The following is an 18,676-nucleotide window of genomic DNA, read 5'->3' as shown; positions in this document are numbered from 1 at the left end:
CACGGGCCCTATTCAGCTTAGGTTAGACTTTCCTCCGTGATTGACCTCCTCGCACCCACGCGCCACCGCGGCGCACCGCCGATCCCGCAGCCGGATCCGGACCAGGCCGGCCATCCGGCGTTGCTCACCGGGACCGGCGAGCTGTTCTCGCACGGGCAGCTGCGCAGTACCGTGGCGGAACTCGCCGCACGGCTGCCCGATGTTTCCACCGGACGGAGGCTGGTGCACCTGCCGATGCGCCGCGACCTGGCCAGCGTGCTCTCCTACCTCGCAACCCTCGAGGCAGGGCACGTTGCCCTGGTGACCGCGGAGGCGGCACAAAGCGCCGCGATCCTGCAGCGCTACCCACCCGACATCTCGGCCACCGGCCAGATGAACCGGCCCTTCGAATTGCACTCGGTGGCCCCGCGCCACCTGCTGCACCCCGAGCTCGCACTGCTGCTGAGCACCTCGGGCAGCACCGGTTCGCCCAAGCTGGTGCGGCTCTCGGCGCGCAACCTGCGCTCCAACGCCGAGGCCATCGCCCGTGCGCTGCAGCTGACCGCGGCCGACCGGGCCGTCACCAGCCTGCCTCTGCACTACTGCTTCGGGCTCTCGGTGCTGCATTCGCACCTGGTGGCCGGCGGATCGGTGCTGCTGCACGAGGGCTCGGTGGTGGAGCCCTCGTTGTGGGAGGCGATCGACGGGCGCCAGGTCACCACACTGGCGGTGGTCCCGCACATGGTCGAACTCATGGAATCCACCGGCGTGCTCGAACGCCCTCACCCCTCGCTGCGGCTGCTGGCCCAAGCCGGCGGAAGGATGTCCCCCGGGCGGGTGCAGCGCACCGTAGACCTTGGCCGCGAGGGCGGCTGGGAGCTGGCGGTGATGTACGGGCAGACCGAGGCCACCGCGCGCATCTGCGTGCTGGACCCGGCACTGGTGGCGCAAAACCCCGACGCCGTGGGACACCCGGTGGCAGGGACCTCCCTGCATCTTGACACCTCGGTGCCGGAGGCGCAGGCAGGCAGCGGCGAGGTGCTGGTCCGCGGGCCCGGGGTCATGATGGGCTATGCCGAGCACCCCGACGACCTGGCGCTCGGGGCCATGCACAGCGAACTGCGCACCGGGGACCTGGGCCGAATCGGCCCCGATGGACTGCTGCGCCTGGTCGGGCGGCGCTCGGGCTTCGTCAAGGTCATGGGCGTGCGCATCGACGTGGCGGTTGTCGAAAACGCCCTGGAATCCGCCGGCTACACCGGATGCGTGGGCGCCGATGGCGCAGTGCTGGCCGTGGCCGTCGAACCGCTGCCCGGCCGCGATGCCGCCGAGGTGGCCGCCGGGGCACGGGCCGTGGCGGTGCGGGCCTCGGGATTGGGGCCCGCGGCCGTGGCCCTGGCCGTCGCGACGCTGCCCCGGCTGCCCAACGGCAAGGTGGACCGGCCCGGCTGCGCGGCCCTGGTTTCCGGAACCGGCAGCGCACCGGGCACCGGCATGCAGGGAGGGGAGAAGTCTCCGGTGGCGCGGATCGCCGGCACCATTGGCGCGGTGCTGGGGATCGAGGCCGTGGACCCGGGACGCAGCTTCGTGCAGCACGGCGGGGACTCGCTCAGCCACGTGCAGGCCTCGCTGAAACTCGAATCATTCCTCGGGCCGCTGCCGCGCGGTTGGCACCACCGCCCGCTGGCCGAACTGGCCGGGTTGCCCCGCCGGGAACCGTTCCCCGTGGCACCGGGCTCCGCCGGTTCCCCCGGGGACGGTCCGGGTCCCGCGGCCCGGCGCGGTGTCCGGGCCCGGCTGCGGTTCCGCAGCGTGGAGAGCACCGTGGTGCTGCGGGCGCTGGCCGTCGTGGCAATCTGCGGTTCGCATGCGCAGCTTTTCGACCTGCTGGGAGGTGCGCACATCCTGCTGGCCGTGGCTGGCTACAACACGGTCCGCTTTGGGCTCGCCGTGCCGGGCATCACGGCCCGCTGGCGGGCGGCGGCGCGGATGCTGCTCGGGGTGGCGGTGCCCACCATGGCGGTGGCGCTCTTCGGCATGCTTGCCACGCAGCGCTACGGCTGGTCCAACGTGCTGCTGGGCCACTGGCTCTTCGGCCACCCTGTCGCCGGCTCGACACGCAACGAGTACTGGTTCATTGACGCGCTGGCCGCCGGCATCGTGGTGCTTGCGGCGGTGCTCTCGGTCCCCGCCGTCTCACGCGCCTGGGCCCGCGACCCGTGGCGGGTTGCCGCGGTGCTCACCGCGCTGGCGCTGGTTCCGCGTTTCGCGGTGCCGGCACTGACCCAGGGCCCGATGGAGCAGTCCATCATGCCCACGGTCTTCTGGCTGGTTGCCGCGGGGGCGGCCGCCGCTTACGCAGGGACCCGGGGGCGGCGCTGGGCGACCTTCGCCCTGGCGGTGCTCGGCGGGGCCACCTTCTTCCCCGGCGACCCGCAGCACTGCGCCACGGTCCTGGCCGGCGTCGCGGTGCTGCTGTTCATCCAGCGCCTGCCGGTGCCCGCCGCAGCACTGCCGCTGCTGAGCCTGCTGGCCTCGGCCTCGCTGTACATCTACCTGGTGCAGTTCCTGGTGCTGTCGATGTTCGAGAACGACGTCGTGGAGACGATCGCGGCGCTGGCCGCCGGGACCCTGCTCTGGCTCGTGGCCGATCGCCCGGTGCGGCACCTGCAGGATGCGCTGATCCCGATGCGCGGTCGCTGAGCTTCACTCGCCAACCCGGGCAGGAAACCCGAAAGGCGGCTGGAGGAACCGTGTTCCTCCAGCCGCCTTGGTGCGTGCGCGGTCCCGGGTGCAGCCCGGGCTCAGGCTTAGTGCGGGGTGCGCAGGAACCCGGTGAAGCGCCCGGCGATCTGCCCGGCGTCCGGGCTCACGATGGTCTCCTGCTTCGCGGCGTAGCGTTCCTCGCCATCCACCACCTCGACGTCGGTCTCCGGGTCGATGTTGCGCTTGATGAGGGCCAGGCCGATGGGGCCGGCCTCGAAGTGCGAGGCCACCGAGGTCAACGTGCCAACGGACTTCTCCCCGATGCGGACCTCCGAGCCCAGGGCGGGCAACGTGTGCATCGAGCCGTCCAGCTGCAGGAACACCAGGCGGCGCGGGGGCCGGCCGATGTTGTGCACGCGGGCCACGGTCTCCTGGCCCTTGTAGCAGCCCTTGTCCAGGTGCACCGCGGTGCGCAGCAGGTCAAGTTCCTGCGGAATGGTCTTCTCGTCGGTGTCGAAGCCGAAGCGCGGGCGCCAGGCGGCGATGCGCAGCGCCTCCACCGCGAGCATCCCGGCCAGCGGCAGGTCCCCGACTGCGGTTTCCAGCTCGTCGGCAGGCACGATGTATTCGAACCACGGGCGCTCGGCACCGGGGTGATCGGGAGCGGAGTAGGCGTAGCCGCCCTCGGTGACGCCGGGCCACGGATCGACCCACACCGGGTACTTTTCCAGTGCCGGCTGCGCCGCGCACGCCCCGAGGATCGCGAACCGTTCGGAGACGTCGGTGATCTGAACGCGCAGCATGAAGCGCATGCGCGTCAGGAACGCGACCAGCGGCTCGGCCTGGCCCGGTTCCACCAGCAGCCAGAGCCTGTCCTCGCCGGCCAGCACGCGGATGTCGAATTCGATGCGTCCCTGCACGGTGAGCAGCAGCGTCTGGGTGCTTTGTCCCGGGAGCAGCCCGGTCACCGCCTGGCTGGAGAGCGTGTTGAGCCAGGTCAGGCGGTCCTCGCCGGCCAGGGTCACCACCTCGAAGTGGGACATGTCGGCCACCGCGGCGCCGTTGGACAGCGCGCGTTGTTCCTTGTTCAGTTCCCCGTAGTGGGCTGCCGTGCCCGCGTCGATCCCTGATCCGGCGACTGCGCCGGGTCGTGACAATAACGGCGAATTCGCCATGGTCATCCCTGTTTCTTGAGGGCGGCCGACGCGTGGGCCTTCAGGTCGTTGCCGCCGGTGGATACATCCCAGCGCCAGAACAGGTCGCCGTTGACCAGCCCGTAGATGCGGGTGGCCGAGGCGTAGTCCTTGGCGTTGGTGCCGCGCATCACCAGGTCCGTGGCCAGGTGGATCTGCGGGCCCTTGATGACGCCGTAATAAAGTTCGGAGATCGCCCCGGGGTGCGCGATGTTGACCTGGATCTTGAACCCGCCCTCGTCGCTGCGCAGGTCCTCGACGTCCTGGGCCGAGCGAAGTGCCGGCACCACGTCACCGGGCACCATGCCCGGGCCGAGGTCGGCCTCGACCATGGGACGTTCCAGGGACCAGAACCCGGTCTCGACGGTGAGCGGGCGCAACGTGTTGCCCTGCTCGTCGGTGATCCAGGTTTCGGACCGGTATTCCAGGAACGGCAAGCCGTGCTGGGTGAAGCTCACGCGCTGGAGGAAGTGTTCGTCGTCGGCTTCCCCTTCGCCGAGGCGCCCGGTCCCTTCCCAGGAACCGATCAGCCACGACAGCGGCACCAATTCGGGGGTCAGGTCGGTGGGAATCTCAATGGCCATCGCGTGTGCTTCTTTGCTGCTGGGGGTGGTGGTTTACTTCTGGCCCTTGAAGAGGCGCGCGACCACGAGCCCGGCGAAGCCGGCCATGCCCAGGCCCGCGATGACCAGCAGGGAGAGGAAGAAGATTTCAAGTCCAAGGTATTCGTTCATGCCACCATCCTAACCGCTTCGGGCCGGCACTTGCCTCTTTCATGACGCCAGCCACGCATTGGGTGCCAACACGCCGCAGCCGCTAGAGCAGCAGCAACACGTACCAGGTGACGGATCCGCACACCAGCAGCGGGGCCAGCGCCGCGGCGGCCATCTGGCCGGTCCCCTTCGGTCCGCCGAGGGACACCAGCATGGCCCGCGAGCCGACCACCACCAGCCCGCACGCGGCGCCAAGCACCAGCGCCGGGGCCAGCTGGACCTGCGGGTGGAGCATGCTCGCGGCCCCGCCGGCCAGCACCGCCAGCACGAAGCCCAGCGGGAAGACGATGCGGTCCGGCAGCCGCAGCACCCCGGGCACCGCGGCGGCCAGGATGCTGATCCCGGCCATCAGCGCCACCGAGCGCCAGGCCGGTTCGGTGCCCAACACCGCCCAGCCGGAGCCGAAGGCGGCAATCAGCAGTCCGACGATGCCCACGGCGGCCGATTCCAGGCGCTTGGTGGCATCGGTGCCGCGCACCAGCTGGGTCAGGAACACCAGGATGACGCCGGCCGCCAGGGCCGGTGCCACCCAGCCCAGCGAGGGGCGCGGAGGGGCCCACAGGCCCAGCGCCGTCGAACCGGCACCCGCCAGGAAGATCACCACCGACACCGGGAGCGGGGCCGAGAGCTTCATGAGCCGCGGCCAGCCGAGCGCGAAGGCGGCAATCAGCACCAGGGTCACGGCGGCCAGCGGCCAGTTGGTCGCGCCTTCCAGCTGGCCGGGCAGGTAGCTGGCCGTCACTAGCAGTGCCAGGGCAATGGTTCCGGTGGCCAAAACTTTGAGTCTCACAGGTTACATCCTGCCACCCCCACCACCGGGGCCCCCATTCGGGCGTGGGCGCGGTGCACAAGTTGCGCGCACCGAAACATGTTCGAAACCCGTCGCAATCTATACTTCATCTTGTAAGCACCGTTTGTCCCCATTCGGTCCGCCGCGCAGGCGGCGCCGCACGGGGAGAAGCGGCAACCCAAGCACAAGGGGGAGGTCCCGATGGCGATCATCGCGCTGCTGACCAACACCCCCGGCACCTCCGCCCAGATCGTCCCGTCGCTGGAGCTGCTCTCCCACCAGGTCCGGGTATTGCCGGCGCAGGGCTCCGCCCTGCTGGCCGCCGACGGCGCCGAGGTCGTGCTGGTGGACGGGCGCAAGGACCTGGCCGCCTCCCGCACGCTGTGCCAGCTGTTGCGCACCACCGGCGTCTCGGCCCCGCTGCTGCTGGTGCTCACCGAGGGCGGGATGGCGGCGATCTCCGCGTCCTGGCAGGTCGACGACGTGCTGCTTGACACCGCCGGGCCCGCCGAGGTCGAGGCGCGCCTGCGCCTGGCCATCGCCCGCTCGGCGCCCGCCGCGGGAACCACCGGCGCGCCCATCCGCGCCGCCGGGGTCATCATCGACGAGGCCAGCTACACCGCCAAGGTCCACGGCACCCCGCTGAACCTCACCTACAAGGAATTCGAGCTGCTCAAGTACCTGGCGGCGCACCCGGGGCGGGTGTTCACCCGCGAGCAATTGCTGCACGAGGTCTGGGGATACGACTACTACGGGGGCACCCGCACCGTGGACGTGCACGTGCGCCGGCTGCGTGCCAAGCTGGGCACCGACCACGAGCAGCTCATCGGCACGGTGCGCAACGTCGGCTACCGCTTTGCCTCGGCACGCCACGAAAACACCGAGGTCATCGACGCCTAGGCGCCGCTGCGGCTATCTTAGGGATATGAACGCCGCACCGAATCCCGAAGTCAGCATCCAAGTCGTCACCGGCACCCCGGACCCCGAGGTGCTCGCCGAGCTGCATGCACTGGTGGCCGCCGGCGAGGAAGCCGACGGCAACCCGCCGCTGAGCGAACAGACCCTGCTCGACCTGCGCACGCCCTCGGCCTCCGGGCTGCTGGTGGGCGCCTACGCCTACCTGGGCCAGGACGACGACACCGTCTCCACCGACCTGGTCGGCGCCGCCGTCGCGGTGCACGGCACCGGCGGGGCACCGGGCACGCTGGAAATGGTCGTGCACCCCTCCTTCCGTGATTCGGGCATCGCCGGGGCCATGGTCGACGCGCTGGGAAAGAACACCGGGCTGGGCACGCTGCGCGCCTGGGCGCACGGCAACCACGAGGCCGCCGCCAAGCTCGCCGAGCGCTTCGGCTACACCCCGGTGCGCGAGCTGTGGCGCATGCGCATGGTCGCCGGCACCCCGGTGCCCGCCGCCGTCATCCCCGAGGGCATCACCATCCGCGCCTTCGACCCGGCCACCGACGGACCCGGCTGGGTCGCAGCCAACGCCGCGGCCTTCGCCCACCACCCCGAACAGGGGGCGCTGACCGACGTGGACCTGGCCGCGCGCATGGCCGAAGACTGGTTCGACCCCGCCGGGTTCCTGCTGGCCGTCGACGATGCAGGGAAGATCCTGGGCTTCCACTGGACCAAGGTGCACCCGGCGCTGTCCTCCCCCACCACCGGGGAGCACCAGGCCATCGGGGAGATCTACGTGGTCGGGGTGATCCCCGAGGCGCAGGGCACCGGCCTGGGCAAGGTGCTCACGCTGGCCGGCATCGAGTACCTGGACTCCCTGGGCCTGGATGCGCTGATGCTCTACGTGGATGCCGACAACGCCCCGGCGGTTTCGCTCTACCGGAAACTGGGCTTCACCAAGTGGGATGTCGACGTCATGTACGCCCCGGCTTCGGTAAGCTAGAGAGAGACGCAAGGCCGCGTGCCCATTCCACGGCCCGCCGTGAAAAGCACGCACCACCACCAACATTTCACGCTAGGGGCAACGCTCATGGATTCGCACCCACCCACCTCCTCCCTGGGCATCACCGACGTCCCGGCGGCCCGCGCCACCCAGGACCGGATCGAGCTGCCCGACTTCGAGCCCTCCCCGATCCCCGACGGCGACTTCGCCGACGACAGGTTCCTGGACCGCGAGCTGAGCTGGCTGCACTTCAACGCCCGGGTGCTGGAGCTGGCCGAGGATGCGGAAATGCACCTGCTGGAGCGGGTCAACTTCCTGTCGATCTTCTCCTCGAACCTTGACGAGTTCTTCATGGTGCGCGTCGCCGGGCTCAAGCGCCGCATCGCCACCGGCCTGGCGGTGCCCTCGGCGGCCGGGATGAGCCCCATCGACCAGCTGGAAATGCTGCTGGGCGACGCGCACGCACTGCAGCTGCGCCACGCGCAGGTCTTCGCCGAACAGGTCCGCCCCGCCCTGGAAAAAGAGCAGCTCCTGCTGGTGTGCTGGGAGGACCTGGACGAGCGCGCCCGCGAGGAGCTGCACCGCTGGTTCATCGACCAGGTCTTCCCGATCCTCACCCCGCTGGCGGTGGACCCCGCCCACCCCTTCCCCTACATCTCCGGGCTCTCGCTGAACCTGGCCGTGGTGGTCCGCAACCCGGTGACCGGCAAGGAGCTCTTCGCCCGGCTGAAGGTCCCGGACACCATGGCGCGGCTGATCTCGGTCGACGGGCCGCGCGCCGGGAACTCGGCGGGCCGCGTGGCACGCTTCATCACGCTCGAGGACGTGATCGCGGTGCACCTGGAACACCTGTTCCCGGGCATGGACATCGTCGAGCACCATTTCTTCCGCGTCACCCGCAACGAGGACCTCGAGGTCGAGGAGGACGACGCGGAGAACCTGCTCCAGGCCCTGGAGAAGGAGCTGCTGCGCCGCCGCTTCGGCCCGCCGGTGCGCCTTGAGGTGGTCGAGGACATCAACCCCAACATCCGTGCGCTGCTGGTGCGTGAGCTGGGCATCGAGGACGACGAGGTCTTCGCGCTTCCGGCCCCGCTGGATCTGCGCGGGCTGGGCGTGATCGCCAACATCGACCGCTCCGATTTGCACTTCCCCAAGCACCTGGCGCACACCTCGCGCTTCCTCAACGAGTCCGAGACCTCCAAGGCCGCGAACGTCTTTGCCGCGATGCGCCGGCGCGACATCCTGCTGCACCACCCCTACGACTCCTTCTCCACCTCCGTCCAGGCGTTCCTGGAGCAGGCCGCAAACGACCCCAAGGTCATGGCCATCAAGCAGACGCTGTACCGCACGTCCGGAGACTCCCCCATCGTTGATGCGCTGATCGACGCGGCCGAGTCCGGCAAGCAGGTCCTCGCGCTGGTCGAGATCAAGGCCCGCTTCGACGAGCAGGCCAACATCTCCTGGGCACGGAAGCTGGAGCAGGCCGGGGTGCACGTGGTCTACGGGATCGTGGGCCTGAAGACGCACTCCAAGCTTTCCCTGGTGATCCGCCGCGAGGGCGAGCGGTTGCGCCGCTACTGCCACATCGGCACCGGCAACTACCACCCGCGCACCGCCCGCTACTACGAGGATTTGGGCCTGCTGACTTCAGACGACGCGGTCGGCGAGGACCTTTCGAGGCTGTTCAACCAGCTCTCGGGGTACGCGCCGCGCTCCACCTTCAAGCGGCTTTTGGTGGCCCCGCGCTCGCTGCGCTCGGGGCTGATCGACCGGATCGAGGCGGAGATCGCCAACCGCAAGGCGGGCCTGGCGGCCCGGGTGGTCATCAAGGTCAACTCGATGGTCGACGAGGCGGTCATCGACGCGCTCTACCGCGCCTCGCAGGCCGGGGTGGCCGTCGATGTGATCGTGCGCGGGATCTGCGCGCTGCGCCCCGGGGTGCCGGGGCTGAGCGAGAACATTTCGGTCCGCTCGATCCTGGGACGCTTCCTGGAGCACAGCCGGGTGTTCATGTTCCACAACGCCGGCGAGCCGGTGGTGTTCATCGGCTCGGCCGACATGATGCACCGGAACCTGGACCGCCGCGTCGAGGCCCTGGTGTCGCTGAGCAGCCGCGAGGACACCGCCGAGCTGGTCGCGTTGCTTGACCGCTACATGGATCCGGGCACCGCCAGCTGGCACCTGGATGCCGAGGGACAGTGGACCCGGCACCACAAGGACGTGGACGGCGCACCGCTGGAAGACATCCAGTCGTGGCTGATCGAGTCGCGCACCCGCCAGCGGACCGTGGTCAGGCGCTAGGGGCGTGCATTTCGTGCGTTCAAGCGATTCGGAGCAGATCCGCGCCGGCGACTTCGCGGTGCGGGCGGCCGGGGCCCTGGTCTGGCGGGTCAACGGCGGCGGGCTCGAGGTCCTGATGATCCACCGGGACCGGTACGACGACTGGTCCTGGCCCAAGGGCAAGCTCGATCCCGGGGAGACCCTGCCCGAGTGCGCCACCCGCGAGGTCTTCGAGGAGGTCGGGCTGGACATCGTGCTGGGCATCCCGCTGCCGGCGATGACCTACCAGGTGGGCGCCGGGTCCAAGGTCGTTTACTACTGGGCCGCGAAGTCCCCAGGCACCCCGCCGGTCCCGGACGGGAAGGAAACCGACGCGGTGCGCTGGGCCACCCCGAAGATGGCCCGCTCCTGGCTGACCAACCCCGGGGACCTGGAACCGCTGGAGGCGCTGGTCGCGGCGCACCGGGCCGGGAAGCTGGACACCCACCCCTTTGTGGTGGTGCGCCACGCCAAGGCCAAGCCGCGCTCCAACTGGACCCGCGAGGAGGGCAAGCGCCCGCTGGCGGCCACCGGCCAGCGGCAGGCGCTGGCCGTGGCCCGGCTGCTGGGTTCCTGGCGCCCGGCCAAGGTCGCCTCCAGCCCGTGGACCCGTTGCGTGCAGACCGTCGCACCCTATGTGAAGCAGCACCGCTTCATCGTGAAGATGCTGCCGGCGATCACCGAGCACGAGGCCACGCGCCGCCCGGAAAAGGCCCAGCGCACCGTCGCCAAGCTGCTGGACAAGCGCCGCGCGCAGGCGGTGTGCACGCACCGCCCGGTGCTGCCGCTGGTGCTTTCCGAGCTGCGCGGCCGGATGGATTCGGTGCTGGCCGCCTTCCTGCCCGAGCTGGACCCGTTCCTGCGCCCCGGGGCGCTCATCGTGGTCCACCAACCGGTCTCTGGCAAGCGCAAACTCGTCTCCGTGGAAGTTTACGACGCGTTTGAGGACTAGCGTGCACCCTTCGCGGTAGTCTCTAGGTAGGTGCCCGAATGCGCGGCGCCCCGGTTGTGTTTTTCACGGCTCAACGGTTCAAGGAGTGCATCATGGCCCGACACGATTCCCCACCAGTCCACGGCAACGCCGGGGAGAAGATCGCGCACCAGGGGTTGCGGCTGGACCACGACGAGGACCGCGGCCGCTACAGCCTGTGGCACGGCGCGACCTACGTGGGATTCCTGGGCTTCAGCGTCGAGGGCGAGGTGGCCACGTTGCAGCACACCATCATCAACGAGGAGTACGGACGGCGCGGCTATGCCCGTGCGCTGGTCACCCTGGTGCTCGAGGACATGCGTGCCCGCAAGCTGAAGATCGTCCCGGAGTGCTCCTATGTGCAGGACTACCTGCGCCGCTACCCGGAGTACAACGACCTGCTCGCCTGAGCACCTTCCGTAACGATTTGGCCGCGCCGGACCGAAATCCCCGAACGGACGGACTTTGTCTCAATGAGTTGATACATTGAGACAAAGTTCCAAGCAAAGGGGTTCCCCATGATGGGTGCGTTGACCGCCATCGGTTCCGGCCTGGCCATCTCGGCGGCGCTGATCTACGTGCTGCTGCGCTTCCTGGTCGCCGAGCCCAGCGCGTCCAACGCCACGGCCGCAATCTCGCGCCACGCCTTCTGGACCGCGCTGATCGCGTTCCTGGCCTCGGGCACCTCCGGGCTGTCCAACCTGTGGGCCAACCCGGGAGAAAACCTGTTCAGGGAGACCGGCAGCGCGACCACGAGCGTCCCGACGCTCATCATGCATGCCGCGGCCCCCGGGCTCTGGCTGGGCATCGTCTACATACTGGGCCAGTTCACCTGGCCGCGGCACCTCAAGCCGGTGCGCGCCGCCTCTCTGGAGGTGCGCCGGCTCAAGACCCTCGTCCCGAGGTTCCTGGCCGGCTTCCTGCTGCTGTGCACCGCGATCAGCACGGTGCTCATCATCGTGGCCTGGAACGATTCCGGGGTCCCCGACCGGGTGGGCAACCAAGCATCCATGGGCATGGAACTGCCGATCTACGACGGGGGCACCGACGGGTACGGCAATCCGGTCGACACGGACGGCAACCTGCTGGACCTCGATGACCCGGAAGGCCACACCACCCGCGCCGAGGCCGACGAGCCGGCCATCTGGCCCATCACCGGAACCCGGCCCGGCGACATGGTGGGCCCGTACCTGCTCGGCGGGCTCGGGCTGGTGCTGCTCGGTTCCCTGGGTGCTGCCACCGCGGTCGTGCGCCGCCCGCCGCTGGATTCCCTGGACGCCGAGGAGAACGCGGTGCTGCGCGCCATCTGGATCAACCGGCTGCTGCGCACCACGATCTTCGCCGTCACCGGCTTCGGCATGGCCGCCCTGGGCTACGTCGCCGAGGGCATGCGGGCCCGCGCCGACTGGGGCATTCCCCTCGGCGACGCCGGTTCCCACTTCGATTCGACGGCCCAGGACCAGGCCAACGCGATGAACGGCATCGCAACGATCTGGATGCTGCTGGTGCTGGTGCTCATCGTGGCCTTCGGGCCGCCGAAGCTGGACGCCTCGGCTTCGTTCACCGGCCGCCGACCCGGAGCGCCGTCCGCATCGTTTTCCAAGGCCCGGGATTTCCTGCTGCTGGCCCAGGGTGCCTCGGTCATCGCCGTGGCGATGCTCGGGTTGCTCCCCTCCTGGACCGCGTCGTCCTCGACCGGCAGCCAGGTGTGGGAAGTCGTGGACGGGAACGGGGACGAGGTCCACCGCTTGGTCTCATCCGACGGGCCCGCGCAGCTGGACGAGCTGGGCGGCTACGCCGTCACGATGTTGCTGGTCATCGCCGGATACTTCCTGGTCCAGGGACTGGCGGCCTGGATCGTGTCCCGCCGGCTGGGCAGCGGTGTTGCCCTCGGTCGGCCGCGCACCGACCTGCTGCCCACCTGGTTTGTGGTCGTGCTGTGCCTGGCCGCGACCACGGGCGTGGCGAGCATCGCCACGTTCCTGCTCGCCGGCCCGCCGGCGCTTGCCGCCGCGGCCTGGTGGCTGCTGGGCATCCTGCTGCTGGCCGCAGCGCTCACCTGGGGCTTGTATCGCATGGCCGCACGCCGGCCGGTGCTCCGCGGGGCCAGCGGCGTCGAAGACGACCAGCTGCGTGTGCTGGTGGCCCAGCGCGGGGCCCGCACCTTCGGCGGGGCGTCGTTCATCATCGCTGGCATCCTGGGCACCCCCGGCTACTGGGTCGCGACCGACTTCGGCTATGTTGCGGGTTCGTTCCAGGACCCGGGCCCCTCCGGCTTCCAGATCACCTGCCTGGTGCTCGGGGTGGCGTTGTGTCTGCTGCCGGCGTCCACCGCCTACCGCCCTGCGCTGTTCGACACCCCGGACCTTAGCCTGAGCAACCATTGAGCGCTCTGGCCACCGCCCGGACGCACACCGTCCGGCACCCATCCACCGCAGTTCGTCAAACCCGTGGGGAGCCCAAGAAATGAATGCAGCAACCGCCGCCGGCGTCGGCTTCGCGCTGTCCGCCGCGTTCATCTACTTCCTGCTCAGGTTCTTTGTCAGCAATGCGACACACGGCAACCGGGCCCGCAACATTTCCAGCCATGCCTTCTGGACCGCGGTCATCGCGCTCTTCGCCAGCGGCGTCTCGGGTCTGGATGGCCTCTGGTCCATCCCCGACACCCCGGTCCCCGGGGATCCCGGCACGGCCTCGCGCATCATCACGGCGGCCTCGCCGGGCCTGTGGCTCGGACTCATCTATGTCCTGGGGCAGTTCACCTGGCCGAGGCACCTGCAGCCGGTGCGTTCGGCCTCGCTCCAGGTGCGCAGCGTCGCCGGCCTGATACCGAAGCTGATGGCCGGCCTGCTGGTGCTCGCTGCCCTGCTGGCCGGCGTCGCAATCGCCGTGGCCTGGAACGATCCAGGCGCCGCGCAGCTGTCGGCCGACATGTCGGGAACGCTGCCGGGCCACCGGGTCGCCCCCTACCTCGCCGGTGGCCTGGGCACCGTCCTGGCGAGCACCCTGGCCGTCATCGTCCTGGTCGTCAAGCGCCCTCCCCTGCAGACGTTGAGCACCGAGGAAAACGACACCTTGCGGCGCATCTGGATCAACCGGCTGCTGCGCACCGCGGTCATCGTGGTTTCCGGTTTCGGGGCCATGGCGCTGAACTACCTGGCGGAAAGCGCCAGTGGCCGCGCCGCCCGGTTTGGGCCGGGCGCGGTCGTGGATGCCACGCACTACATCGAGACCGATGCCGCCGTGTCCTGGCTGCTGGGCGGCGGAGCCGTGTGGATGATCGCCGCCATCGTGGCCATGGCCGCCTGGGCTCCGCCGCGCTTGCCGAAGGTGCTCTCCGACACCCCGCGCACCGCCGACCGGAATTCCGCCGGATTCGCCAAGGCGCGTGGAATCCTGCTCTTTGCCCAGGTGCTGGCGGTGGCCCTCGTGGGGGTCGCGGCGCTGGCCGCGGGGCTCGGATCCCCGGAGGCGGGCACCGCCACCTGGGAGACGACCATGGTCGACGGCCAAGCCGTTGAGACGTTGGTCCACCTCCCGCCCCCGAGCCGGCTTGAGGGGATCGAGGCGATGGCGCTCGCGCTCGCCCTGGCTGCCGGCTACTACCTGCTGCTGCAGCTTCTGGCCTCGCACCTCATCAAGCGCCGCCTGGGTGATTCCGTGGAGCTGGACGTTCCCCGGCGGAACCTGCTGCCCCGCTGGTTCACGACGCTGATCGGTGCCGCGGTGGCCTTCGGCCTGGCGAGCATCGCCATGTTCGCGCTCGGCTCCCCCGACGAATTCTCGATCGCGGTGGCCTGGATGCTCGGCATCCTGGGCGGAACCGCACTGTTGGCGGTGTTGCTCCATCGCCACGCGGCGCGCCGCCCCGCGGTCGCCGGGGCAAGCGCCGCCGAGGACCTCCAGCTCCGGGTGGTCCTTGCCCATCGCGGCGCCCGCGTGCTCGGCGGGGTGTCGCTGGTCGTGTCCGGCATCGTGTATAGCCCGTGGTGGTGGGTTCCGGCCAGGTACGCCGACTACATGCCCGAGGAAGCCGGCGCAGCTCCCTCCGGAGCCCAGGTCCTGTGCCTGGTGCTCGGGGTGGCGTTGTGCCTGCTGCCGGCCGCCACCGCGTATCCGTCACCCAAGCCCGCCACCCCGACGCCCGCGACGAGCACCCCATGAGCGCCCTGGTCACCGTCGACCTGCGCGATGCCACTCCCCCGTTCGAACAGATCCGCACGCAGATCGCCTCACTCATCGCCGTGGGTCAGCTGGCCGACGGCTCGCGCCTGCCCACCGTCCGGGCCCTGGCCTCGGACCTAGGCGTGGCCACCGGAACCGTGGCCCGCGCCTACAAGGAGCTCGAGGCACTGGGACTGATCGAATCCAGGCGCAGGCTGGGCACCGTGGTGACCCACACCCCGTCGGGCAGCAAGTTGGAAGCCGACCTGGACATCCAGCTGCGGATCACCGAACTCATCGCCGCCTCGCGCGCCGCCGGCATCGAGGACGCCACCTTGCTCTCACTGGTCCAGGGGCGGTTGCGGGCCACCGACCGGGCCTGATTCCAGGCGGCAACCCAAGGGTGCGGGACCAGCCGCGACCCTGTTTGCAGCCGGTCCCTTCGTGGTGATCATTAGCGCATTCGGGGTGTCCGGGACAGTCGTTTCCGCCTGACCAGCCCGCCCGCGGCTAGACTGATGCGGTGACGATTCAAACCCCGTATGAAGACCTGCTGCGTGACGTCCTGGCCCATGGCACCGCCAAGGGAGACCGGACCGGCACCGGTACCTCGAGCGTTTTTGGCCGACAAATGCGCTTTGACCTCTCCGAATCCTTCCCGCTGATCACCACCAAGCGGGTGCACTTCAAGTCCGTGGCCGTGGAGCTGCTGTGGTTCCTGCGCGGCGACTCGAACACCTCCTACCTGCGCGAGAACGGCGTGAGGATCTGGGACGAGTGGGCCGACGAGAACGGCGAGCTCGGACCGGTCTACGGGGTGCAGTGGCGCTCCTGGCCCACCGCGGACGGACGGCACATCGACCAGATTTCCCAGGTCGTGGATTCGCTGCGCGCCAACCCGGACTCGCGCCGACACATCGTCTCGGCCTGGAACGTCGCCGAGATCGAGAACATGGCGCTGCCTCCCTGCCACGCGTTCTTCCAGTTCTACGTGGCCGACGGCAAGCTTTCCTGCCAGCTCTACCAGCGCAGCGCCGACATGTTCCTGGGCGTCCCCTTCAACATCGCCTCCTACGCGCTGCTGACCTGCATGATGGCCGACCAGCTCGGTCTGCAGCGCGGCGAGTTCGTCTGGACCGGCGGGGACACCCACATCTACGACAACCACCTGGAGCAGGTCAAGGAGCAGCTCACCCGCGAGCCGTACCCTTACCCGCAGCTGCGCATCACGCGCACCCCCGATTCGATCTTCGACTACACGCTCGAGGACTTCGTGATCGAGGACTACCAACACCACCCGACGATTAAGGCCCCCATCGCCGTATGAGCAACCAAAACCAAGGCGCCGGACACCGCGCCGAAACCACCGCCCCCGAACGCATCGGCATGATCTGGGCCGAGGCCGCGGACGGCGTCATCGGAGCGAACGGCACCATGCCGTGGTCCCTGCCCGAGGACCTGGCCCACTTCAAGGCCACCACCACCGGCCACCCGGTGATCATGGGCCGCAAGACCTGGGAGTCGTTCCCGGAAAAGTTCCGCCCGCTGCCCGGGCGCACCAACATCGTGATCACCCGCGATGGAACACGCCACACCGCGTTGCGCACCGCCGGAGCGGTGCCCGTCGCCACCGCCGAGGAGGCACTAAAGGCCGCCCGCGCGGCCGAGGGCGCCGAAGAAATCTGGGTCATCGGCGGCGGCGAGATCTACTCGATGTTCGCCGGCCAGTCCCACCTGGCTGTCAAGACCGTCATCAACGCCTCCCCGAAGGGCGACACCCGTGCCCCGGCGCTGGATAACGGATGGAGCAAGTCGCTCTCGGAGCCGGAGGCCGGATGGCTCACCGCCGCCAACGGCACGCAGTACCGCGTCGAGGCATGGGAGCAGAAGGCATGAAGGACGCCATCAACGCGCTGAAGACCAGCCCCGAGGGACTCTTTGTGCTCGGCTACATGCTCTTCCCGCTATTCGCACTGATCCTTGCCGGGCTGGGCCTGTTCATGGTCCTCACCGGCTCCAAGATCATGGGCCTGGTGCTGCTGCTGGTCTTCACGCAGGTCTTCGCGTTCGGCTCGCTGAAGCTGGTGGGCATGCGCAAGGCGCTGCTGGCCGGGCAGGACGACGGCCAGGGCAAGTGAGCCGCGCCCCCGGGGGCACCCCAGCGGCCTGAACAGCCCAACCCGCCCGGCCGGCCCCGCAAGAGCATGTTCAAGTACTACGATCCCGAACTCGTTGAACGTGACAAGGCAGTGGTCCTGGCCCATGAACCGGCCGTGGCCCGGGGTGAAAAACGGCTCCTGGTGCGCACCACCGACGGGGAGCTGTTCAGCTACCTGGCCGAAGAGATCGGTTTCACCACCGGCGGCGCGGGTGCCAAGATCACCACCGGGCCGGGCATGTTCGTTGGCGCCGGCTTCCTCTGGGCCATGGTCCTGTCCCTGGGGATCTTCATGGTCTCGGGACCGGTGTTCACGGCCGGTGAAATGGCGGGATTGCCCTTTGTCGAGCTGTTCGCGGCCGTCATCGCCTGGTACTTCACGCGCCTGGGCATGGCCGAGCACCGCGCCCGGAAACTGCGCAAGGCCCGGAAGCTGCCCAAGCCGCTGCTGGCTGCACCCCTGGACCTGCCCTGAGCGCCGCACCTGCGCACCTGCGCATTCCGTAACCGAATCCGCGTGCGGGGCCTTCACCCCTTAAGCTGGAACCATGACTTCTTCCGTTGGCTTTGTCGGTTACCGCGGCATGGTCGGCTCCGTCCTGATGCAACGCATGCAGGACGAGGGCGACTTCGCGAACCTCGACCCAGTATTTTTCTCCACCTCCAATGCAGGCGGCGCGGCCCCGGCCTTCGCCGAGGGCGCACCCGCCCTGCAGGACGCCTACGACCTGGACACCCTGGCCAAGCTGCCGATCATCGTCACCGCCCAGGGCGGGGACTACACCTCGGCGGTCCACGGCGACCTGCGCAAGCGCGGCTGGGACGGCCTGTGGATCGATGCGGCCTCAACCCTGCGCATGAACGACGACTCGGTGATCGTGCTTGACCCGGTCAACCGCAACGTCATCGACAAGTCGCTGGGCGACGGGACCAAGGACTTCGTCGGCGGCAACTGCACCGTCTCCTGCATGCTCATGGGCCTGGGCGGGCTGTTCAAGAACGGCCTGGTCGAGTGGGGCACCTCGATGACCTACCAGGCGGCCTCCGGCGGCGGCGCCCGGCACATGCGCGAGCTGCTGACCCAGTTCGGCGACATCAACAACCACGTTGCCTCCGAGCTCGACGACCCGGCCTCCGCGATCCTGGAAATCGACCGCAAGGTCCTTGCCGCCCAGCGCGGCGGGCTGGACGCCACCCAGTTCGGCGTGCCGCTGGCCGGCTCGCTGATCCCGTGGATCGACTCGGACCTGGGCAACGGGCAGTCCAAGGAAGAGTGGAAGGCCGGGGTAGAGACCAACAAGATCCTGGGCAACACCGAGGCCAACAAGGTCGTCGTGGACGGGCTCTGCGTCCGCATCGGCGCCATGCGCTCGCACTCCCAGGCCCTGACCCTCAAGCTCACCGAGGACCTGTCGGTCTCCGAGATCGAGAAGCTGCTGGCCGAGGACAACGAGTGGGCCAAGGTCGTACCGAACACCAAGGAAGCCACCGTCGACGCGCTGACCCCGGTCGCCGCCTCCGGCACCCTGGACATCCCGGTGGGCCGCATCCGCAAGCTGGAGATGGGCCCGAAGTACATCTCCGCCTTCACCGTGGGCGACCAGCTGCTCTGGGGCGCTGCCGAGCCGCTGCGCCGCATGCTGGCCATCGCGCAGGGCCGCCTCTAGGCACAGCTTGCCGGCCGGTCGCCGTCCGTTGCCCCCTGGCCGGGGCTGCGGGCG

17 protein-coding genes are annotated in these 18,676 nt (G+C 69.4%); 14 read left to right on the top strand and 3 right to left on the bottom strand.

All coding sequences use genetic code 11. The features are described 5' to 3' along the window. Positions 1 to 36: 36 nt before the first annotated feature. A complete protein-coding gene (locus tag JOF46_RS09400) occupies positions 37 to 2,682 on the top strand; it encodes an AMP-binding protein (protein ID WP_209907079.1) in 2,646 nt (881 codons plus the stop codon). A 107-nt stretch (positions 2,683 to 2,789) separates the two neighbouring features. Here the strand turns inward: JOF46_RS09400 and ygfZ are convergent, their stop codons facing one another. The 3 genes from ygfZ to JOF46_RS09385 all read right to left on the bottom strand — a co-directional run bounded on the left by ygfZ (position 2,790) and on the right by JOF46_RS09385 (position 5,441). Next, a complete protein-coding gene (ygfZ, locus tag JOF46_RS09395) occupies positions 2,790 to 3,860 on the bottom strand; it encodes a CAF17-like 4Fe-4S cluster assembly/insertion protein YgfZ (RefSeq protein WP_425355044.1) in 1,071 nt (356 codons plus the stop codon). A 2-nt stretch (positions 3,861 to 3,862) separates the two neighbouring features. Then, on the bottom strand, positions 3,863 to 4,462 hold the full coding sequence (locus tag JOF46_RS09390; RefSeq protein ID WP_209907077.1) for a heme-binding beta-barrel domain-containing protein: 600 nt from the start codon (positions 4,460 to 4,462) through the stop codon (positions 3,863 to 3,865). Positions 4,463 to 4,694: 232 nt separating this feature from the next. Continuing rightward, a complete protein-coding gene (locus JOF46_RS09385) occupies positions 4,695 to 5,441 on the bottom strand; it encodes a hypothetical protein (protein WP_209907076.1) in 747 nt (248 codons plus the stop codon). A 201-nt stretch (positions 5,442 to 5,642) separates the two neighbouring features. On the opposite strand from JOF46_RS09385, the gene JOF46_RS09380 reads away from it, so the two are divergent. The 13 genes from JOF46_RS09380 (at position 5,643) to asd (ending at position 18,622) form a co-directional block, all read left to right on the top strand. After that, positions 5,643 to 6,341: a winged helix-turn-helix transcriptional regulator gene (locus tag JOF46_RS09380; protein ID WP_209907075.1), complete on the top strand. Its 699-nt coding sequence runs from the start codon at positions 5,643 to 5,645 to the stop codon at positions 6,339 to 6,341. A 25-nt stretch (positions 6,342 to 6,366) separates the two neighbouring features. Then, positions 6,367 to 7,344: a mycothiol synthase gene (mshD, locus tag JOF46_RS09375; protein WP_209907074.1), complete on the top strand. Its 978-nt coding sequence runs from the start codon at positions 6,367 to 6,369 to the stop codon at positions 7,342 to 7,344. Positions 7,345 to 7,431: 87 nt separating this feature from the next. After that, complete coding sequence (locus JOF46_RS09370) at positions 7,432 to 9,645, top strand: RNA degradosome polyphosphate kinase (RefSeq protein WP_209907073.1); 2,214 nt, start codon at positions 7,432 to 7,434, stop codon at positions 9,643 to 9,645. Between the two features lie 4 nt (positions 9,646 to 9,649). Continuing rightward, positions 9,650 to 10,615, top strand: a complete 966-nt coding sequence (locus JOF46_RS09365; RefSeq protein WP_209907072.1) for an NUDIX hydrolase — start codon at positions 9,650 to 9,652, stop codon at positions 10,613 to 10,615. 92 nt (positions 10,616 to 10,707) lie between these two features. Further along, positions 10,708 to 11,043, top strand: a complete 336-nt coding sequence (locus tag JOF46_RS09360) for a GNAT family N-acetyltransferase (RefSeq protein ID WP_209907071.1) — start codon at positions 10,708 to 10,710, stop codon at positions 11,041 to 11,043. Between the two features lie 108 nt (positions 11,044 to 11,151). Further along, a complete protein-coding gene (locus JOF46_RS09355) occupies positions 11,152 to 13,020 on the top strand; it encodes a hypothetical protein (RefSeq protein WP_209907070.1) in 1,869 nt (622 codons plus the stop codon). Positions 13,021 to 13,099: 79 nt separating this feature from the next. After that, on the top strand, positions 13,100 to 14,797 hold the full coding sequence (locus JOF46_RS09350; RefSeq protein WP_209907069.1) for a hypothetical protein: 1,698 nt from the start codon (positions 13,100 to 13,102) through the stop codon (positions 14,795 to 14,797). Then, the gene (locus JOF46_RS09345) at positions 14,794 to 15,180 is read left to right on the top strand and encodes a GntR family transcriptional regulator (RefSeq protein WP_209907068.1); all 387 of its coding nucleotides are present in this window, start codon (positions 14,794 to 14,796) and stop codon (positions 15,178 to 15,180) included. The genes JOF46_RS09350 and JOF46_RS09345 overlap by 4 nt, the downstream gene beginning before the upstream one ends. Before the next feature lie 140 nt (positions 15,181 to 15,320). Then, positions 15,321 to 16,124 carry a thymidylate synthase gene (locus JOF46_RS09340; protein ID WP_209907067.1) on the top strand — a complete coding sequence of 268 codons (804 nt, stop codon included), beginning with the start codon at positions 15,321 to 15,323 and terminating at the stop codon, positions 16,122 to 16,124. 59 nt (positions 16,125 to 16,183) lie between these two features. Next, positions 16,184 to 16,693 (top strand): dihydrofolate reductase, encoded by a 510-nt coding sequence (locus tag JOF46_RS09335; protein ID WP_425355081.1) that lies wholly within the window; start codon positions 16,184 to 16,186, stop codon positions 16,691 to 16,693. Further along, the gene (locus tag JOF46_RS09330) at positions 16,675 to 16,935 is read left to right on the top strand and encodes an NF038396 family protein (protein ID WP_245348066.1); all 261 of its coding nucleotides are present in this window, start codon (positions 16,675 to 16,677) and stop codon (positions 16,933 to 16,935) included. Before JOF46_RS09335 ends, JOF46_RS09330 begins: the two co-directional genes overlap by 19 nt. A 66-nt stretch (positions 16,936 to 17,001) precedes the next feature. After that, a complete protein-coding gene (locus tag JOF46_RS09325; protein ID WP_209907065.1) occupies positions 17,002 to 17,430 on the top strand; it encodes a hypothetical protein in 429 nt (142 codons plus the stop codon). A 73-nt stretch (positions 17,431 to 17,503) separates the two neighbouring features. Continuing rightward, positions 17,504 to 18,622 (top strand): aspartate-semialdehyde dehydrogenase, encoded by a 1,119-nt coding sequence (gene asd / locus JOF46_RS09320; RefSeq protein WP_209907064.1) that lies wholly within the window; start codon positions 17,504 to 17,506, stop codon positions 18,620 to 18,622. Positions 18,623 to 18,676 lie beyond the last annotated feature (54 nt).

Origin of the sequence: Paeniglutamicibacter psychrophenolicus, from assembly GCF_017876575.1 — a bacterium.
In the GTDB taxonomy this organism is placed as follows: domain Bacteria; phylum Actinomycetota; class Actinomycetes; order Actinomycetales; family Micrococcaceae; genus Paeniglutamicibacter; species Paeniglutamicibacter psychrophenolicus.
Note: the sequence above shows the minus strand (reverse complement) of the source record. Positions and strands in the feature narration are given on the sequence as shown.

Excerpts from the sequence above, each read along its gene's own strand:
- ygfZ (WP_425355044.1), bottom strand. The coding sequence starts at position 3,860 with ATGGCGAATTCGCCGTTATTGTCACGACCCGGCGCAGTCGCCGGATCA.
- JOF46_RS09390 (WP_209907077.1), bottom strand. The coding sequence starts at position 4,462 with ATGGCCATTGAGATTCCCACCGACCTGACCCCCGAATTGGTGCCGCTG.
- JOF46_RS09380 (WP_209907075.1), top strand. The coding sequence starts at position 5,643 with ATGGCGATCATCGCGCTGCTGACCAACACCCCCGGCACCTCCGCCCAG.
- mshD (WP_209907074.1), top strand. The coding sequence starts at position 6,367 with ATGAACGCCGCACCGAATCCCGAAGTCAGCATCCAAGTCGTCACCGGC.
- JOF46_RS09370 (WP_209907073.1), top strand. The coding sequence starts at position 7,432 with ATGGATTCGCACCCACCCACCTCCTCCCTGGGCATCACCGACGTCCCG.
- JOF46_RS09360 (WP_209907071.1), top strand. The coding sequence starts at position 10,708 with ATGGCCCGACACGATTCCCCACCAGTCCACGGCAACGCCGGGGAGAAG.
- JOF46_RS09355 (WP_209907070.1), top strand. The coding sequence starts at position 11,152 with ATGATGGGTGCGTTGACCGCCATCGGTTCCGGCCTGGCCATCTCGGCG.
- JOF46_RS09350 (WP_209907069.1), top strand. The coding sequence starts at position 13,100 with ATGAATGCAGCAACCGCCGCCGGCGTCGGCTTCGCGCTGTCCGCCGCG.
- JOF46_RS09345 (WP_209907068.1), top strand. The coding sequence starts at position 14,794 with ATGAGCGCCCTGGTCACCGTCGACCTGCGCGATGCCACTCCCCCGTTC.
- JOF46_RS09335 (WP_425355081.1), top strand. The coding sequence starts at position 16,184 with ATGATCTGGGCCGAGGCCGCGGACGGCGTCATCGGAGCGAACGGCACC.
- JOF46_RS09330 (WP_245348066.1), top strand. The coding sequence starts at position 16,675 with ATGGGAGCAGAAGGCATGAAGGACGCCATCAACGCGCTGAAGACCAGC.
- JOF46_RS09325 (WP_209907065.1), top strand. The coding sequence starts at position 17,002 with ATGTTCAAGTACTACGATCCCGAACTCGTTGAACGTGACAAGGCAGTG.
- asd (WP_209907064.1), top strand. The coding sequence starts at position 17,504 with ATGACTTCTTCCGTTGGCTTTGTCGGTTACCGCGGCATGGTCGGCTCC.